Origin of the sequence: Bacillus manliponensis (assembly GCF_000712595.1) — a bacterium.
Classification (GTDB): Bacteria; Bacillota; Bacilli; order Bacillales; family Bacillaceae_G; genus Bacillus_A; species Bacillus_A manliponensis.
Window position 1 is genome coordinate 328,637 of the sequence record NZ_JOTN01000003.1, and the last position, 17,089, is coordinate 345,725.

The following is a 17,089-nucleotide window of genomic DNA, read 5'->3' on the forward strand; positions in this document are numbered from 1 at the left end:
AGGGGGGATAACGTATGAAGGGAAAAGAACAACTATCATCATTGCAGCCATATAAACCAGGGAAATCACCGCAGCAAATGAAAGAAATATATGGAGATCATGTATTTGTAAAGTTAGCATCCAATGAAAATCCATTTGGCTGTTCTCCACGTGTGATGGAAGAATTGCAAACAGCCTGGAATGAGCATGCGTTATATCCAGATGGAGGAGCAGTCGAACTTCGCCGAGTTATTGCAGAGAAATTACAAGTTCAAAAAGAACAAATTATATGTGGAAGTGGGCTAGACGAAGTTATTCAAATGATAAGTCGTACGTTTCTATGTAAAGGGGATAACGTCGTAACAGCAGGTGAAACATTTCCGCAATATCGCCATCATGCAATTATTGAAGAATGTGAAGTAAGAGAAGTTCCATTACAAAATGGTGCATATGATTTAGAAGAAATGCGCGCCGTTGTAGACGAAAAGACAAAACTTATATGGATTTGTAATCCAAATAATCCGACGGGCACATATATAAATGACCGAAGATTAAGTGAATTTATTAGGGGTGTAAATTCTTCTACGGTAATTGTAATAGATGAGGCGTACTATGAATATGTAACAGCGAAAGACTTCCCAGAAACGGTACCGCTTTTGCAAAAGCATAAAAACCTCCTTATATTACGAACATTTTCAAAAGCATATGGTTTAGCTTCATTTCGCGTAGGATATGCCATTGGACGAGGAGAATTGATTGAAACGTTAAATATTGTTCGCTTACCATTTAATGTTTCTTCGCTTGCACAACAAGCAGCAACAATTGCGTATGGTGACGGACAATTTATTGAAAATATCGTTCGTGTAAACCGAGAAGGATTAGAGCAATATGAGGACTTTTGTAAAGAGTATGAGATACCTTTCTATCCATCACAAACAAACTTTATCTTCTTACAAGTAAAGGATCCGCAGGAAGTTTATGAAGTATGTGCACATAACGGATTTATCATTCGACCGTTTCCATACGGCATACGCATTACAATTGGAACGCACGAACAAAATGAAGGAGTGATTTCTGTGTTAAAACAACATTTTATAAATAAAAAAAATAAGTTTCGAGATGAGGATCATGTGTAAAAACGTTGTATTAATCGGAACAGGGTTAATTGGTGGTTCACTAGCTTTAGCAATTCAGAAAGAACATGATGTGAAAATGATTGGATACGATATTCATATAGAACAAGCAGAGCGGGCAAAAGAATTGCATGTGATTGATGAAGTTGTAACAGATTTACAGAAGGCTTGTGAGGAAGCTGAGCTTATTATATTTGCATCACCAGTTGAAGAAACAAAAAAACTATTACAAAAGCTCTCTACTTATAAGCTAAAGGAACGTGTTATCGTCACAGACGTAGGTAGCACAAAAGGTATGATTATGAGTGAAGCTGAACGATTATTACCGAAAGGCGTCGTGTTTATTGGCGGGCATCCGATGGCAGGATCTCATAAAACAGGGGTGGAAAGTGCAAAAGCGCATTTATTTGAAAACGCCTTTTATGTTTTAACGCCGATGAAGGATGTAGCAATTGAAAGAGTGGAAGAGCTGAAAGTGTGGTTAAAAGGGACACGTTCACACTTTCTCTTATTAAATACAGAGGAACATGATTATGTAACAGGAATTGTAAGCCACTTTCCACACTTAATTGCAGCGGGCTTAGTAAAACAAGTGGAGAAACATGCTGGAATGAATTCGCACATTCATCAGCTTGCAGCAGGTGGATTTAAAGATATTACCCGCATAGCATCTAGTAGTCCAAAAATGTGGAGCGACATTGTAAAACAAAATCAAGACAATTTATTGCAGTTACTTGAAGAATGGATTTTAGAAATGGAAAAGCTGCGCAGCGTCGTTGCAAAAGGAGATGAAGTTGAATTGCACGACTATTTTGCAAATGCAAAGCAGTACCGTGATTCATTGCCTGTTCGAAAAAGCGGAGCAATCCCAGCTTATCATGATTTATATGTAGACGTTTTAGATAAAGTGGGAGCGCTCGCTCATATTACAAATATTCTTGCACAGCGGGAAATTAGTATTACAAATTTACAAATATTGGAATCGAGGGAAGGGTTGTTAGGGGTTCTTCGTATTAGCTTCCAAAGAGAAGAAGATCGTCATAAAGCAGCGCTAGCTTTGCAAAAAGAACAATACGCAACATATGAAACGATGTAACAAGGAGGGAAATAGTGTAATGAACAAAACGATACAACATGCAAAGAATGGGCTTCAAGGAAGGATTTCAATTCCTGGTGATAAATCTATTTCACACCGCGCGGTCATGTTTGGAGCAATTGCACATGGAAACACAACGATTCAAGGGTTTTTACCTGGCGCAGATTGTTTAAGTACCATTTCTTGTTTCCGCGAGATGGGAGTAGAAATTTTACAACAAGATGATGAGGTTACAGTGAATGGAAAAGGGATTGAGGGATTACAAGAACCGAAAAATGTATTGGATGTTGGGAATTCTGGAACAACGATACGTTTAATGTTAGGGATCCTTGCTAATACTTCGTTTCATTCTTGTGTGCAAGGAGATGCTTCGATTGGAAAGCGGCCGATGAAACGTGTGACCAACCCGCTTAGTCTAATGGGAGCAAAGATAGATGGCAGAAAAGAAGGTACGTTTACTCCACTTACAATTCGAGGTGGGAATTTACAAGCAATTGATTATTCTTCACCTGTCGCAAGTGCTCAAGTAAAATCTGCTATTTTACTAGCAGGGCTTGGTGCAGAAGGTGTAACAACTGTTACAGAGCCGTATGTTTCGCGTGATCATACAGAAAGAATGCTTGAAGCGTTTGGTGTAACGGTTACTCGTGAAGGTAAAACTGTAAAAATAGCTGGGGGACAAAGATTAACAGGAACGGATGTACAAGTACCGGGAGATGTTTCATCTGCAGCATTTTTCTTAGCAGCGGGTTCTATCATTCCTAATAGTAAACTAGTCTTACAAAATGTTGGAATGAATCCGACTCGCACAGGAATCATAGATGTACTAATAAAGATGGGAGCAAACTTAGAAATTACGCCAATTCATAATCGTTCATTAGAGCCAGCTGCTGATATTACAATTGAAACATCAAGTCTGCAAGGAATCGAGGTTGGTGGAGATATGATCCCGAGATTGATTGATGAAATTCCAATTATCGCGTTTATGGCAACGCAAGCAGAAGGAATTACAGTGATTAAAGATGCACAGGAGCTGAAGGTAAAGGAAACAAATCGTATTGATACAGTTGTAAATGAATTAAACAAGTTAGGAGCACGTATTGAAGCGACAGATGATGGAATGATTATTTATGGGAAGTCAAAGTTAAAAGGGAGTAAGGTAAGTAGTCATGGAGATCATCGAATTGGTATGATGTTAGCAATTGCCGGTTCTTTAGCTGAAGGAGAGACAATGATTGAAGATGCTGCAGCAGTGGGAGTGTCGTATCCGAAATTTTTTGATGAGTTAAGAAGACTTAGTATGGACGTGAGATGAGAAGGGGCTTAATGTTTAAGCTCCTTCTTTTTTCTTTTTTAACACGATTCCCCCCTTTTTTTAGAACTTTTTACTTTTTAATTTACGCTAAATAGTTTAAAATTATCAGATAATAGTAGAAATTTTAGTATATAAATCATTATAATAGAGTATGATACGGTTATAATTTAGAAAAAAGAGATGTGTGTCTAGGTGGGGCCTAGGTAGCGCTTTGCTTTTTCTTATATATAAGCAGGAGCGCTCACACTTTTTTACAAATTTAGGGGATGGGGAAGGTTATAATGAGCAACGTACAGAAAAAAACAGACGTTATTTTAGTTGGTGCTGGAGTTATGAGCGCAACGTTGGGGTCTTTACTGAAAGAGTTAGCACCTGAACTAGAAATTAAAGTGTTTGAGAAACTCGCAAAAGCAGGGGAAGAAAGTTCGAATGAATGGAATAATGCGGGTACAGGTCATGCTGCATTGTGTGAGCTTAACTATACGTCCGAAAAAACCGATGGATCTATAGATGTTAATAAAGCGCTAAAAATAAATGAACAGTTTCAAATTTCAAGACAGTTTTGGTCTTATCTTGTAAGTAGCGATTTGATTCGTAATCCACAAGACTTTATTATGCCGATACCTCATATGAGTTTAGTGCAAGGGGAGAAAAATGTAACGTTTTTGAAAAAACGTTTTGAAGCGCTTACAAAGAGCCATCTGTTTCAAGGGATGGAGTTTTCCGATAATCCAGAAAAGCTGACGGAATGGATGCCGCTTATTATGGAAGGACGTACATTAAATGAACCGATGGCGGCGACAAAAATTGATTCTGGAACGGATGTCAATTTTGGTGCTTTAACGCGTATGTTATTTGAACACTTACAGAAGAAAAACGTTGAAATAAACTATAAACATAGTGTTGATGGAATTAAACGTACAGATAATGGGGCATGGGAAGTTAAAGTGCATGACATGGCTAGTGGTAAAACAGAATATCATACTGCCAAATTTGTCTTTATTGGCTGTGGAGGCGGAAGTCTACCATTATTACAAAAAACGGGTATTCCTGAATCAAAGCAAATTGGAGGATTCCCGGTAAGTGGATTATTTTTAGTATGTAATAATCCGAAAGTTGTAGAAAAGCATCATGCCAAAGTATACGGAAAAGCAAAGGTTGGCGCTCCGCCAATGTCGGTTCCACATCTTGATACAAGATATATCGATAATAAAAAAACATTGCTGTTTGGACCGTTTGCTGGTTTCTCACCAAAGTTTTTAAAAACGGGTTCAAATCTTGACTTAATTGGCTCCGTAAAACCAAATAATGTTGTGACTATGCTGGCAGCAGGTGTAAAAGAAATGTCACTGACAAAATATTTGATTCAGCAAGTTATGTTATCAAATGAAAAGCGCATGGAAGAATTACGTGAATTTATTCCAAATGCAAAAAGTGAAGATTGGGATGTAGTAGTAGCAGGACAGCGTGTGCAAGTTATTAAAGATACAGATGCTGGCGGTAAAGGAACACTTCAATTTGGTACAGAAATTGTGAGTGCAGCAGATGGCTCAGTAGCCGCATTACTTGGTGCTTCTCCAGGCGCTTCTACTGCTGTCCATGTTATGCTTGAATTATTAGAGAAATGCTTCTCACACCGCATGAAAGAGTGGGAACCAAAAATAAAAGAAATGATTCCTTCTTACGGTATATCGCTATTAGAAAATCATAAGCTTTTCGAGGAAATTCATACTTCAACAGCGAAGACACTTGGTCTTGGCGAAAAAGAAGCACTTTATAGTTAAGTTTATAGAAAAGTATTTAATCAAATTAAATACTTTTCTATCCCGCTATTTGCGGGGCTATAAGACTCCCACCTCAAAACTTAGAGGATTCAGAGAAATTTAGGTGGGAGACTTACACTCAGTGGGGGATGGAGAAAACCCCCACTGAGTAAAGTTTCACTTTATATTTGAGTAAGCAAAAATCCTTTCAGTTTTATTCTGAAAGGATTTTTTAAGTAAATTAGGCTCTAACTAGTCTATATATGCAAAAGAATTACTGCTTTTTACATCCTTTCACACAAATCCATCCTTTACTCTTATTCTCAAAAAACTCGATTTTCTCAAATCCAGTTTCCTTGAATAGTTTCCTTAAAGCATCATGTGTTTTATAGGCTGTCATATGATAATTAATTTTGTAAGTTTCCGCAATGATAAAAAATTCTCCGCCTTGTTTTAGTACTCTAAATGTCTCTTTCATTGCATCTTCAAGATTAGGCCAAAAATAATGAGTTTGAAAAGCGGTGATTTTATCCCGCATTAACGGGCTGTAAGACTCCCACCTCAAAACTTAAGAAAAAGCAAAGAAGTTTAGGTGGGAGATTAACAGCCCGTAAAAGCCCGATTGGTTCAACTAACACTCAGTGGGGGATGAAGAAAACCCCCACTGAGTGAAGTTTCACTTTATCAAGTGTTTGCTCTGGAAATGGAATATTTGTAACATCTGCTCGAGAAATATGTACTTTTCTTCTATTAATCTCCTGTATGTTCTTTTGAATTGATTCTTTTACAGCTTGTTCAGAATAGTCAATGCCGTATATTTTACCATCTTTAATAAATTCTGATAAACACTTGATCGTGTTTCCGCCGCCGCAACCAATATCCAAAAGGATTTCGTTTCCATGAATACAGAGTTTGCCTAATGCCCATTTGTTCATACCGCTATGAGCAGAATTCATAATTTTTAACATGAGTGAGCCAATTGTACCATGTGGCTTTTTGGCTTATTGGATTAATTTATTTAATATATTCATTTTTCGATAACCTCCTTTGAATGAAGTATTTACTTGGAAGATTATTCTAATATTTATCCCGCTATTTGCGGGCTGTAAGACTCCCACCTCAAAACTTAGAGGATTCAGAGGAGTTTAGGTGGGAGATAAACAGCCCGTAAAAGCCCGATTGGTTCAACTAACAATCAGTGGGGGATGAAGAAACCCCCACTGATTGAAGTTTCACTCTATGTTAACAGAGGAACACTTTTATAACTACAAAATAAGATTGCAAGTTTCCTGCTATTTTTCTGTACTTCATTTCATAAAATGAAAGTGGTGAAAAAGGGTGGGAGGGATAAATGATGAAAGCGATAATATGTACAAAATATGGATCGCCAAATGTTCTTCAAATAAAAGAAATAGAAAAACCTAAGCCGAAAGATAACGAAATATTAGTGAAAGTTCACGCGACAACTGTAGCATCTGGGGATTGTAGAATTCGAGGATTTGATAGTCCGCTTTTGTACTGGATTCCTATGAGAATGATACTTGGATTCAGAAAACCAAGAAAAGCTATACTCGGAACAGAATTGTCTGGAGAAATTGAAGAGGTAGGAGAAAGAGTAACAAAGTTTCAAAAAGGGAATCGAGTGTTTGCGTTTACGGGGATGAACCTTGGTGCTCATGCGGAGTACATCTGTTTAGATGAAGATAGAATGATCGCGATAAAACCAGAAAATATAACGTATGAAGAGGCAGCAGCTATTTCTTTTGGCGGCACTTCAGCATTACATTTTCTTAGAAAGGGAAAGATTGAGAGCGGGCAAAAAGTACTTATTTACGGGGCTTCTGGATCTGTAGGAACTGCTGCTGTGCAGCTTGCTAAATATTTTGGTGCAGACGTTACGGCGGTATGTAGTACGGCAAATGTCGAGTTAGTAAAATCGCTAGGAGCAGATCAAGTATTTGATTATATAAAGGAAGATTTTACGGAAAAAGCAGAACGATATGATCTGATTTTCGATGCAGTTGGGAAACAGTCAAAATCGAATTGCAAGAAAGTACTAGCTTCAAGCGGAAAATATGTTTCTGTGAATAGTGGGATCGCAAAGGAGCGTGTTGAAGATATATTATTTCTTAAACAACTTGTTGAGAAGGGGAATATTAAACCAGTTATCGATAGATGTTATTCGATGGAACAAATTGTAGAAGCTCATGCGTATGTTGAGAAAGGCCATAAGAAAGGGAATGTAGTAATTCTCTTTAACGATAATAGTAATGAATAAATAAATGAACCTGTGCTTTATGGTGCAGGTTCATTTATCCCGCATTAACGTGCTGTAATACTCTCACCTCAAAACTTGAGAGAAAACGAAGAAGTTTAGGTGGGAGATAAACAGCACGTAAAAGCCCGATTGGTCGGGCTAATAATCAGTGGGGATGGAGAAAAGCCCCACTGATTAAAGTTTCACTTTATAAATTGACCTTATTTTCATTTTATACTACAATGTGTAGTGTAAAGGAGGACGTGTATGTTCAGCCAAAACTACAAGTTAAATGAAGAAGGATTAAATCATTTTTTCGGTCCGCTTGAAGCGAAAGTGATGGAAGTTGTTTGGAATACAGAAGGGATTACGATTAAAGATGTGCAGCAAAAACTAGAAGACGAATCGCCTGTGAATTTTAATACAGTTATGACGATAATGAACCGATTGGTAGAAAAAGGTCACTTACAAAAGCAGACGGTAAAACGAACAGGAATATATAGCGCTGTTCAAACGAAAGAGCAGTTTTTATCCAACCAAACGAAGAAAATGACGCAGGAATTAATGGGAGAGTTTGGAGATTTCGTTGTCAGTCATATGTTAGATGAGCTTGACCAAGTCGATCCAACGCTTATCAAAAAGTTAGAAGAAAAATTACAGCAACTAAAAAAAGGGGAGTAGTATAGTGAGGTGGCAAGCAAAAAAAGTTCTGTTTTTGGCTATTAGTGTTAGTGTCTTATTTTTAAGCATGCTAGTTTACTATATTACATATCCATTTTTATTTGCAAACAGTGGTTTTTCGCTCTCTCCATTTTGTTTGTTTAAGCTGGAGCAGCATATGAAAGAGTTATCGATGTTTCGCATGATGCTAAGTGGGTTGTTAATCTACACATTCGTTGTTGTATGTAATAAGTTACGGAAGCAGTATAAATATAGCCGGAAACTACAGAAACAACTACATCTTATCGTACGTAAAGAAAAGCAATTGTATATATTGCCGACGGAAGAAGTTGTTGCATTTACAACTGGATTTTTGAAACCGAAAATTGTTTTATCTGAAGGACTCTTTCAATCATTTATGGAAGCTGAAATTGATGCAATTGTGTTACATGAAGAATTTCATCAAAAAAACTACGATCCGTTAAAATTGTTTGTTTTTACAACAGTAGCAGCGAGTATGGCATATATTCCAGTCTTAAAAGAGATGTTAAAACGTTATAGCACCTATAAAGAGTTGCTAGCCGATCAGTATGTAATAAGGCATATGAAGTCACCTCTTGGACTTGGAAGTGCGTTACTGAAATTTATCGGGATAAAGCAACGCTCAAATGAATTTGTAACCGCACCGTTTGCAAAAACGGCAATTAATTTACGTATGCAGCAAATTATTAACCCGTTGTCTGTAATAGAAAAGATCCCGTTACATGCAAATGCGGTTTATATGACCGCGGGGCTATTTCTCACGTTCGCCGTATTTATTATGGGTGAGTGTATGTAGCTCACTTTTTTTGGATAGTAACACTACGTTGTGTAGTGGTAAAGTAGGAGGAAGTAAAATGAATGCAGCAGATTTAACGATATGGCTCGTATTAGGAGCGGGGATTTTATCATTTGTTTCACCATGCTCTTTACCCCTTTATCCGTCGTATTTATCGTATATTACGGGCGTATCAATTAAAGACTTACAGGAAAACCGAGGGATGATGCAGCGCTCTGCTCTTATGCATACGTTGTTTTTTATTATTGGATTTTCCGTTATATTTTTCGCTTTAGGATTTTCATTTAGTTGGATTGGTGTGGCATTTGCCTCTCATCAGCGCCTTATTCAGCAAATTGGTGGCATTTTCATTGTTGTTATGGGATTATTTATGGTGGGAATATTCCAGCCAAAATGGTTAATGGGTGAAAAGAAACTACAGTTTAAAAGCAAATCAACAGGGTATATGCGCTCTTTGCTTGTTGGGATTACATATGCAGCAGGATGGACGCCGTGCATTGGACCAATTTTTACAGCTGTATTAATGCTTGGGGCAACAAATCCAGACCAAGCGCTCATTTACATTGCAGCATATATATTAGGTTTTGCCATCCCATTTTTCGTTATGGCTTTCTTTATTGGGAAAGTAAGGTGGATTGTCAAATATGCAAATGTTATGATGAAGATTGGTGGCGTCATGTTGATTGTAACGGGTATATTACTTTACACAAATCAAATGACGAAAATTACTGCGTTTCTTATTAAATTATTTGGTGGATTTACAGGATTTTAGTATATACATAGGAGGATCAAAATATGATAAAAAAATTGATTATGGTTGTATTAGTCGGTGCCCTTGTATGGACGGGTATTAACTTTTACAACTCACAACAAGAAGTGAAAAAATTAAAAGAAGAAAAAACGGTAAAAGAAAAAGATAAAAAACTAGAAGCGGTGCCAGAACCAGGGTTTAAAGCACCAAACATTACATTGAAAGACTTTAATGGAACAGTACATTCTTTAAGTGATGCAAAAGGGAAGCCGTATATTATTAATTTTTGGGCATCATGGTGTGGTCCGTGTGAAGTAGAAGCTCCTGATTTAGTTCATTTATATGAAAAATATAACGGGCAAATTGAAATCTTTGCGGTGAATGCAACGCTTGGTGATTCTGTTGAAGGAGCAAAACAATTTGCAGAGCGTCATAAGTTTCAATTCCCTGTATTACTAGATATGGATGGTGTTGCTGGAGTGGCTTATAAAGTGGTTTCCTTGCCAACGACATATTTTGTAGATAAAGATGGTGTGATTGTTGATCGTGTAATTGGTGTGTTACCACCAGAAGAGTTAGAAAAGAAGTTCCAGCAATTAATTGAAGGTTAATTACACATGGAGAGTTGGATGCTGAAATTACAGTTAGCTGCTCCGATATTAGGTAGTTTACTTGGACTTATTATGATGAAGCAAGTAATGAAGAAGCATCATATACCATATGAAAGACTACTTGATATGTTAACAAACGCATTGCTTATTATATTATTTACATGGAAGTTTGCACCGGCTATTTTGAATCCGAGCTGGGCCATTGCTTCACCAATGGCTGCGTTGTTAACGGCTGGCAGTATGAAACACGTCATAATCGGCTGTTTGATTGCTGTTAGTTATATAGTATGGAAATGGAAGAAAGAGTCGTTTTCATTTTCTGTTTTGCTCGACATACTTCCGTTTGGAATTAGTAGTGCGCTTATCGTGTATTATATATTGAACCCAGTGTACGGATTTCAAACAGAATTGCCATGGGGCATGCACGTATACGATTCGAAATTTGCCTATCATCCAATCCATTTGTATGAAATATTGATAGCCACTTTCTTACTAGCGTGGTTATGGTTGCGAAAAGAGAAGCTTGGTAGTGGGAAATATATTCGTTATTTTCTTATTGGAGAAGGAAGCGCACGTATTTTCCTTTCGTTTTTTATCGAGCAACATCCGTATTTTTTAGGGGTCTCATTTAGTCAACTGTTAGGATTTATTATGATAAGCGTAGGGATTTTAATGAATCAAAAAAACCTTTCACATCTCACGTGAAAGGTTTTTTACATAAAATAAGAGCGAATTGCCATACTACCGACAGACAATCATTTTGAACGGAAGGAAGCAAAAAATGATGAAAAAGGCAATTCGAATCTTCTTGATTACCACTAGTATCGTTGTGTTGTTTCTATTTTGGATGCATTGGGACGTGACGCTTGGACGAAAGGTAGAGGCAAAGTATAACCAGCCGAAACAATATGCGCCTCACTATAGTGATTTTCAATTATATGATGATGGAAAGGAATTGTATAAGCAGTTGTTTTCGGATTTAAAAGGGGCTAAACAATCGATTTATACGTACTTTTTCATCATTTCAGATGATAAAAGTAGCCATACTTTTTTAAACATATTGAAAGAAAGGGCACGAGCAGGAGTAAAGGTGTATGTGTCAGTAGATTGGATTAATGATACTTCTTTTAAAAAGAAAGCTGAAAAAGAATTAAAAGAAAGCGGTGCTCATTTTACTTATAGTAGGAAGCCGGAATTACCGTTCTTTTTTTATTCTGTACATCATCGGAATCATCGCCGTATTACAACGGTAGATGATAAGGTAGGATATACAGGTGGTTTTAATATTGGAAATGAGTATTTAGGAAAAGGACCTTTTGGATATTGGCGAGATTATCATGTACGTGTGCAAGGAGAAGGGGTACATGATTTAGAAGAACAGTTTACATTAGATTGGAAGCGGGATACAGGAGAAACAATCAAAAGAAATATACAGCCAGTTGAAAAAGGAAACACGTTACATACGATGGTAAGTTATAATGGTCATCACGTTACAAAAAAGTATATTCAGCTTATAAAAGGAGCAAAGCAATCAATTGTCATTGCGACACCATATTTTACTCCGTACGATAACGGTGTGATGGATGCATTAATTGCAGCACGAAAGCGAGGGGTATCCGTAAAAGTAATATGGTCACTCAAGCCAGATATTCCGCTTATAAAAGAAGCGGCATACCCATATATACGCAAATCTTTAAAACATGGGATAGATGTATATGGCTATAAAAAAGGAATGTTTCATGGAAAAGCGGTGTTAATTGATAAAAAAACAACAGTGATAGGAACAATGAATTTTACATCACGTAGCTTTCATTTGAATGATGAAATGGATTTTTATATAACTGGCGGGGATATTGCTAAAGAGTTAGAAACAACTATGATGAAAGATATACAAGATTCAAAAAAGATGACGGCATCGTATTTTGAAAAGTTATCGTTTTGGGGACGTTGCAAGGAGAAGGTTGCGTCGTTGTTTCATTATTATTTATAAAAGGTAGAAGAACATCATCTTCTACCTTTTTTCATTTTGTTGTTGGATATAAGGTTTAACAAATTGATTAAATACATTTTGATCTAGCAAATAACGGTTCGTATAGAAAAGTGTGTTACGTTGCGAGATTGGATTTGGACTTAAAATAAAAGCCTGTTTAAAACCTTCCTGTTGTACAATTTCTGTAACGGTTTTGTTTGTTTCACCAAATGGATAAGCGATGGTAGAAATGTTGACCCCAAGTTCCTGTTCCATTGTTTGCTTACTCCTTTGTAAATCAATCCGAAATGACTCTGCGTATCCTTCATTTAAAAATACGGCTTTTCCATTCTTTGTATAATGCATGTCGTGTGTATGGCTTCCAAAGTCAACTAAACCACTTTTTTGCATCGATCTTAACTGATCCCATGTGGCTAAATTGAAGTTTTGAAATGCTTCACCAACGTGCCCAGTAATCAAATACATTGTAAATGGAATGTCATATTGTTTTAGAACTGGAAAAGCATTATTGTATATACTTTCATCACCATCATCAAATGAAATCCAAACACAATTGTTAGGGATTTCCCTTCCTTGTCTAAATTCATATAAATCATTTTGAGTTGCTAAAAATACTTGTTGTTTTTTTAGCCATCTCATTTGTTTCGCAAATTCATCCGCATAAACATTATAAGTAGTTAACTCCTTTGTGCCGGTGAGAAATTCTACTGTTTTATTCCAAAGGCTAGGCGAATGAATACGATGATAATTTAATCCAAGGCAAATATTTTCTTTTGGGAGCTCTGTATAATTAGGCATATCTATATTTGTTTCGCTAGGTAGACTCCATATTTTCCATGATAATCCGATTAGTAGAGTTAATAATATTAGCCACTTTATTATTTTATTTTTCATCTATTTTTTTAGTTCCTTTACTGGATTTGTATGGAATACAGTTACTTTGTTTTCTTGAAGTTGTTGTATATCGGATTCTTCCATTAAATCTAACGCCAACCAATCTTTCATTGTTGTGTGAGGTGGCGTTTTTCTTCGTGTTAATGAACCAAATCTTTGCTTATTATATGTGCGCCATATAAAGAGTAATGCTGTTAATAAAATAAGTAAAAGGAAACTAAGAAAAATGAGCTGACGAATATCTGAATTTGTAACATTAAAAGCAATTTTTACAATAGCGATATATTGATCATTGATATTTAACATGGCACTTAAGAAGAACCATACAATAACGATTGTGTACAGCCAAAAAATTACAGTTAACACGATAGCGATGATTTTTCGAATTAAGCTATGCTTTGTTTTTACAAGAATTTCGTCTTCAAAATCGCATGAATTTGTTACGGGTTGCTCTTTCTGCTTCCTCTGTCTGGTGAACTCCATGTTGCATATCCTCCTTTCAAACGTGAAGAAATGGCTTTTGGAGTAGCTGCAATGACTACAAATGTGTTAATCATCCAATACATTGCAGGGTACCAAGCTGCCCAAATATAGTAACGTAGCACTTTATCATATCTTGCATCGTTCCATAACGAAATAAGTAACTGAACATGACTAATAAGTACTAATGCAAACGAGTTGTAAGTGAACCAGATTAACATTTTTTGGATTTTATCAGCGGTAATCAACAAGTAAATTGTTACAATGAGCCAAGCATATGCCCAAATGACACTAATGACTTGTTCTATATAGATAGGCCAAATCCGACGCTGACGCCAATCGGTAAAAATATCAAAATGACGTAATATCGCTTCTTGTCCACCTTGAGACCAACGTACACGTTGGTTCCAGATTCCTGATAACGATTCAGGTACTAACATCCAGCATATAGCACGTGGTTCGTAGCGAATATCCCAAAATTTTTTTTGTAGTTTCCAAGAAACTGCAATGTCTTCTGTAATCATGTCTCGGTCCCATAGTCCAACAGAAATAAGAGCTTTTTTACGGAACATGACGATGACACCAGAAACCGTCATGATTTTTCCTATAATACGCTGCGTTCGTTTAATGGAACCGATAATAGAGGAATATTCAACTAACTGCATCCGACTTAGAAGAGTGTCACGGTTTCGAATGCGCGGATTTCCAGTTACCGCACCAAGACGTTCACCTCGCATTAAAAAGTGGCGCATTAAGTAATAAGGAGCATCTTGGTCTAAAAAAGCATCTGAGTCAACGCAAAGTAGATATTCTGACTTTGCGGCGTGTGCAGCTATATGCAATGCATTCGCTTTTCCTCGGTTCTCACGACAATCAATGACACGTAGACGTTCATACGTAGAGGCGAGAGCTATTAAAATTTCACCCGTTTTATCATGACTGCCATCATTAACAGCGATAATTTCTAAATGAGGATAATGAAGTCGATCTAAGTATTTAATTGTTTCGGCAATTGTTTCTTCTTCGTTGTAACAAGGGATTAAAACGCTGATTAATGGCCAATCTCTTTCGTTATACGTCAGCTTCTCTTGTTTTTCTCGCGTCAAACTAAAAATAAAAGCACCAGCAATCCAAAATAAAGCCATAATAAATGGATACCAAAAAACAAACTGTGCAAGTGGTTCAATCCAAGGGTTAAATTCTAAAAGGTAAAATTCCAATTTGACCAGTCCTTTTTAACTTTTGAAATGTGTATTACAAAAATAGAAATGAAATAGTTTTAGTAATATCTTTTAACAGCATAAAGGGAATTATTAGTGTTACTTGAAAGAGGTTAATTATTGAATCGACTAATTTATAAATATTAAGTTTGTTGTATAGTAATGTGAGTTATCGATTGTATAAATGAAAGTTAGAGGACGTGAATTGTTTTGGTCATAAAATTTTTTTAGAAAAACTGAAAAGTAAGAGGACTTTCCTCTTCTTTTTGTTATAATTATAGAAACAAAATATATATAAATAGGGGTAGGGATAGTATGACCAAGTTTACAGTGTCTCCTAATGGGGATTTAGAAACAACATTAAGGGGAGCAGAAATATTAGGAACACCGCTTCTAAATAAAGGAGTTGCCTTTACAGAAGAAGAGAGAAAAGCATTAGGCTTAAAAGGACTATTGCCACCTGCAGTATTAACACTTGATGAGCAAGCGCGCCGTGCGTATAAGCAATTTTGCTCACAGCCAGACGATTTATTAAAGAATGTATACTTAACAGCGTTACATGATCGTAACGAAGTATTATTTTATCGTTTGCTGACGGATCATTTACGTGAAATGCTTCCGATTGTATATACGCCAACTGTTGGGACAGCAATTCAACGTTATAGTCATGAATATCGTAAACCTCGTGGAGTTTATTTATCAATTGATGATCCAAACGGTATTGAGGAAGCGTTTGCGAACATTGGTGCAACTACTGACAATACAGATTTAATTGTTGTGACAGATGGTGAAGGGATTTTAGGAATTGGTGACTGGGGTGTTGGTGGTATTAACATCGCGATTGGAAAATTAGCAGTGTACACGGCAGCAGTTGGAATCGATCCAAGCCGCGTATTACCAGTAATCTTAGATGTTGGTACGAACCGTGAAGATCTATTAACGAACCCGTTCTATATTGGAAATCGCCACCCACGTGTAACGGGTGAAATGTACGATGATTTCATCGATAAGTTTGTGAAAACAGTATGTAACAAGTTTCCAAATGCAATGCTTCATTGGGAGGATTTTAGCTCTCAAAATGCACGTAGAATTTTAGATAAATATCGTGATGAAGTATGTACGTTTAACGATGATATTCAAGGAACTGGAGCTGTTTCACTTGCGGCTGTATTATCTGCGGTAAAAGCTTCAGGTATGCCATTATGTGAACACCGCGTTGTTGTATTTGGCGCTGGTACAGCTGGAATTGGAATTGCAGATCAAGTACGTGATGCAATGGTGCGTGATGGTTTAACAGAGGAAGAAGCAAACGGACGTTTCTGGTGCATTGATCGTCCTGGTTTATTAACAGATGATATGGATAACTTATTGAACTTCCAAGTTCCATATGCACGTAAAGTAAGTGAAGTAGAAGATTGGAAGCAAAACGGTACAATTGGGCTTGCTGATGTTGTAAAGCATGTGAAACCAACCATTTTAATTGGTACATCAACAGTAGCAGGTGCGTTCAGTGAAGAGATTGTGAAAGAAATGGCTTCGCATGTAGAGCGCCCAATTATTTTACCAATGTCAAATCCAACGCCGCTTGCAGAAGCAAAGCCAGTTGATTTAATGAACTGGACAGAAGGACGTGCACTTGTTGCGACAGGAAGTCCATTCGATCCTGTTACATATGACGGTGTGACATATTCAATTGGACAATGTAACAATGCATTAATCTTCCCAGGACTTGGCCTTGGTACGATTGTAGTTCGAGCTCGTCTGATGACAGACGCTATGTTTGCAGCGGCAGCAGAAGCTGTTGTAAATATGGTAGACGTAAGTAAGCAAGGTGCAGCGATTCTTCCAGAAGTTGAAGAGTTACGTACAGTTTCCGAAGCGGTAGCAGTGGCAGTAGCAAAGGCTGCAGTTACTGAAGGTGTTGCTCGTAATGAAATGAATGACGAAGAAATTGAACAAGCTGTCAAAGCTTCTATGTGGCAGCCTGTATATCGTAATGTAAAAGCGGTTGAAAAAGTAACAGTATAATCTATGTAGAAGTCCGTTTGTATAAACAAACGGGCTTTTTCATTTGTATATGGCGAAATGGTGTGTAAAATAAT

Annotated in this window: 17 protein-coding genes; 12 read left to right on the plus strand and 5 right to left on the minus strand. The window is 36.9% G+C overall.

Features of this window, described 5'->3' with window-relative positions; translation table 11 throughout:
- Positions 1-14: 14 nt before the first annotated feature.
- The 4 genes from hisC (at position 15) to mqo (ending at position 5,307) form a co-directional block, all read left to right on the plus strand.
- Positions 15-1,115 (plus strand): histidinol-phosphate transaminase, encoded by a 1,101-nt coding sequence (gene hisC, locus BAMA_RS05730; RefSeq protein WP_034637025.1) that lies wholly within the window; start codon positions 15-17, stop codon positions 1,113-1,115.
- Positions 1,108-2,208 carry a prephenate dehydrogenase gene (locus BAMA_RS05735; RefSeq protein ID WP_034637027.1) on the plus strand — a complete coding sequence of 367 codons (1,101 nt, stop codon included), beginning with the start codon at positions 1,108-1,110 and terminating at the stop codon, positions 2,206-2,208. Before hisC ends, BAMA_RS05735 begins: the two co-directional genes overlap by 8 nt.
- Positions 2,209-2,227: 19 nt before the next feature.
- The gene (gene aroA, locus BAMA_RS05740) at positions 2,228-3,523 is read left to right on the plus strand and encodes a 3-phosphoshikimate 1-carboxyvinyltransferase (RefSeq protein ID WP_034637029.1); all 1,296 of its coding nucleotides are present in this window, start codon (positions 2,228-2,230) and stop codon (positions 3,521-3,523) included.
- 281 nt (positions 3,524-3,804) lie between these two features.
- On the plus strand, positions 3,805-5,307 hold the full coding sequence (gene mqo / locus BAMA_RS05745) for a malate dehydrogenase (quinone) (protein ID WP_034637032.1): 1,503 nt from the start codon (positions 3,805-3,807) through the stop codon (positions 5,305-5,307).
- A gap of 253 nt (positions 5,308-5,560) precedes the next feature.
- Here the strand turns inward: mqo and BAMA_RS05750 are convergent, their stop codons facing one another.
- Together BAMA_RS05750 and BAMA_RS05755 are read right to left on the minus strand one after the other, a co-directional pair.
- Positions 5,561-5,824: a methyltransferase domain-containing protein gene (locus tag BAMA_RS05750; protein WP_051758870.1), complete on the minus strand. Its 264-nt coding sequence runs from the start codon at positions 5,822-5,824 to the stop codon at positions 5,561-5,563.
- A 100-nt stretch (positions 5,825-5,924) separates the two neighbouring features.
- Positions 5,925-6,254: a class I SAM-dependent methyltransferase gene (locus BAMA_RS05755; RefSeq protein ID WP_051758871.1), complete on the minus strand. Its 330-nt coding sequence runs from the start codon at positions 6,252-6,254 to the stop codon at positions 5,925-5,927.
- Positions 6,255-6,640: 386 nt separating this feature from the next.
- Between BAMA_RS05755 and BAMA_RS05760 the strand changes: the two genes are divergently transcribed.
- From BAMA_RS05760 to BAMA_RS05790, 7 genes are all read left to right on the plus strand, one after another.
- Positions 6,641-7,564, plus strand: coding sequence for an NAD(P)-dependent alcohol dehydrogenase (locus tag BAMA_RS05760; protein WP_034637033.1), 924 nt, complete (start codon positions 6,641-6,643; stop codon positions 7,562-7,564).
- Positions 7,565-7,810: 246 nt separating this feature from the next.
- Positions 7,811-8,224 carry a BlaI/MecI/CopY family transcriptional regulator gene (locus tag BAMA_RS05765; protein ID WP_034637034.1) on the plus strand — a complete coding sequence of 138 codons (414 nt, stop codon included), beginning with the start codon at positions 7,811-7,813 and terminating at the stop codon, positions 8,222-8,224.
- A 4-nt stretch (positions 8,225-8,228) separates the two neighbouring features.
- Positions 8,229-9,041, plus strand: coding sequence for a M56 family metallopeptidase (locus tag BAMA_RS05770; RefSeq protein WP_034637035.1), 813 nt, complete (start codon positions 8,229-8,231; stop codon positions 9,039-9,041).
- A 58-nt stretch (positions 9,042-9,099) separates the two neighbouring features.
- Positions 9,100-9,813, plus strand: coding sequence for a cytochrome c biogenesis CcdA family protein (locus BAMA_RS05775; protein WP_034637037.1), 714 nt, complete (start codon positions 9,100-9,102; stop codon positions 9,811-9,813).
- A 26-nt stretch (positions 9,814-9,839) separates the two neighbouring features.
- Positions 9,840-10,403 (plus strand): TlpA family protein disulfide reductase, encoded by a 564-nt coding sequence (locus BAMA_RS05780; protein ID WP_034637168.1) that lies wholly within the window; start codon positions 9,840-9,842, stop codon positions 10,401-10,403.
- A gap of 6 nt (positions 10,404-10,409) precedes the next feature.
- Positions 10,410-11,108: a prolipoprotein diacylglyceryl transferase family protein gene (locus BAMA_RS05785; RefSeq protein WP_034637039.1), complete on the plus strand. Its 699-nt coding sequence runs from the start codon at positions 10,410-10,412 to the stop codon at positions 11,106-11,108.
- Positions 11,109-11,184: 76 nt separating this feature from the next.
- Positions 11,185-12,393, plus strand: coding sequence for a phospholipase D-like domain-containing protein (locus BAMA_RS05790; protein ID WP_034637041.1), 1,209 nt, complete (start codon positions 11,185-11,187; stop codon positions 12,391-12,393).
- Between the two features lie 21 nt (positions 12,394-12,414).
- Here the strand turns inward: BAMA_RS05790 and BAMA_RS05795 are convergent, their stop codons facing one another.
- From BAMA_RS05795 to pgaC, 3 genes are read right to left on the minus strand one after another with little or no spacing between them, the layout of a single operon-like run.
- The gene (locus BAMA_RS05795; RefSeq protein ID WP_051758872.1) at positions 12,415-13,287 is read right to left on the minus strand and encodes a polysaccharide deacetylase family protein; all 873 of its coding nucleotides are present in this window, start codon (positions 13,285-13,287) and stop codon (positions 12,415-12,417) included.
- Positions 13,288-13,770 (minus strand): poly-beta-1,6-N-acetyl-D-glucosamine biosynthesis protein PgaD, encoded by a 483-nt coding sequence (gene pgaD, locus BAMA_RS05800; RefSeq protein WP_084157899.1) that lies wholly within the window; start codon positions 13,768-13,770, stop codon positions 13,288-13,290.
- Complete coding sequence (gene pgaC, locus BAMA_RS05805; protein ID WP_235184416.1) at positions 13,728-14,987, minus strand: poly-beta-1,6-N-acetyl-D-glucosamine synthase; 1,260 nt, start codon at positions 14,985-14,987, stop codon at positions 13,728-13,730. Before pgaC ends, pgaD begins: the two co-directional genes overlap by 43 nt.
- Before the next feature lie 315 nt (positions 14,988-15,302).
- On the opposite strand from pgaC, the gene malS reads away from it, so the two are divergent.
- Positions 15,303-17,015, plus strand: coding sequence for an oxaloacetate-decarboxylating malate dehydrogenase (malS, locus tag BAMA_RS05810; protein ID WP_034637043.1), 1,713 nt, complete (start codon positions 15,303-15,305; stop codon positions 17,013-17,015).
- The last annotated feature ends 74 nt before the right edge of the window (positions 17,016-17,089 follow it).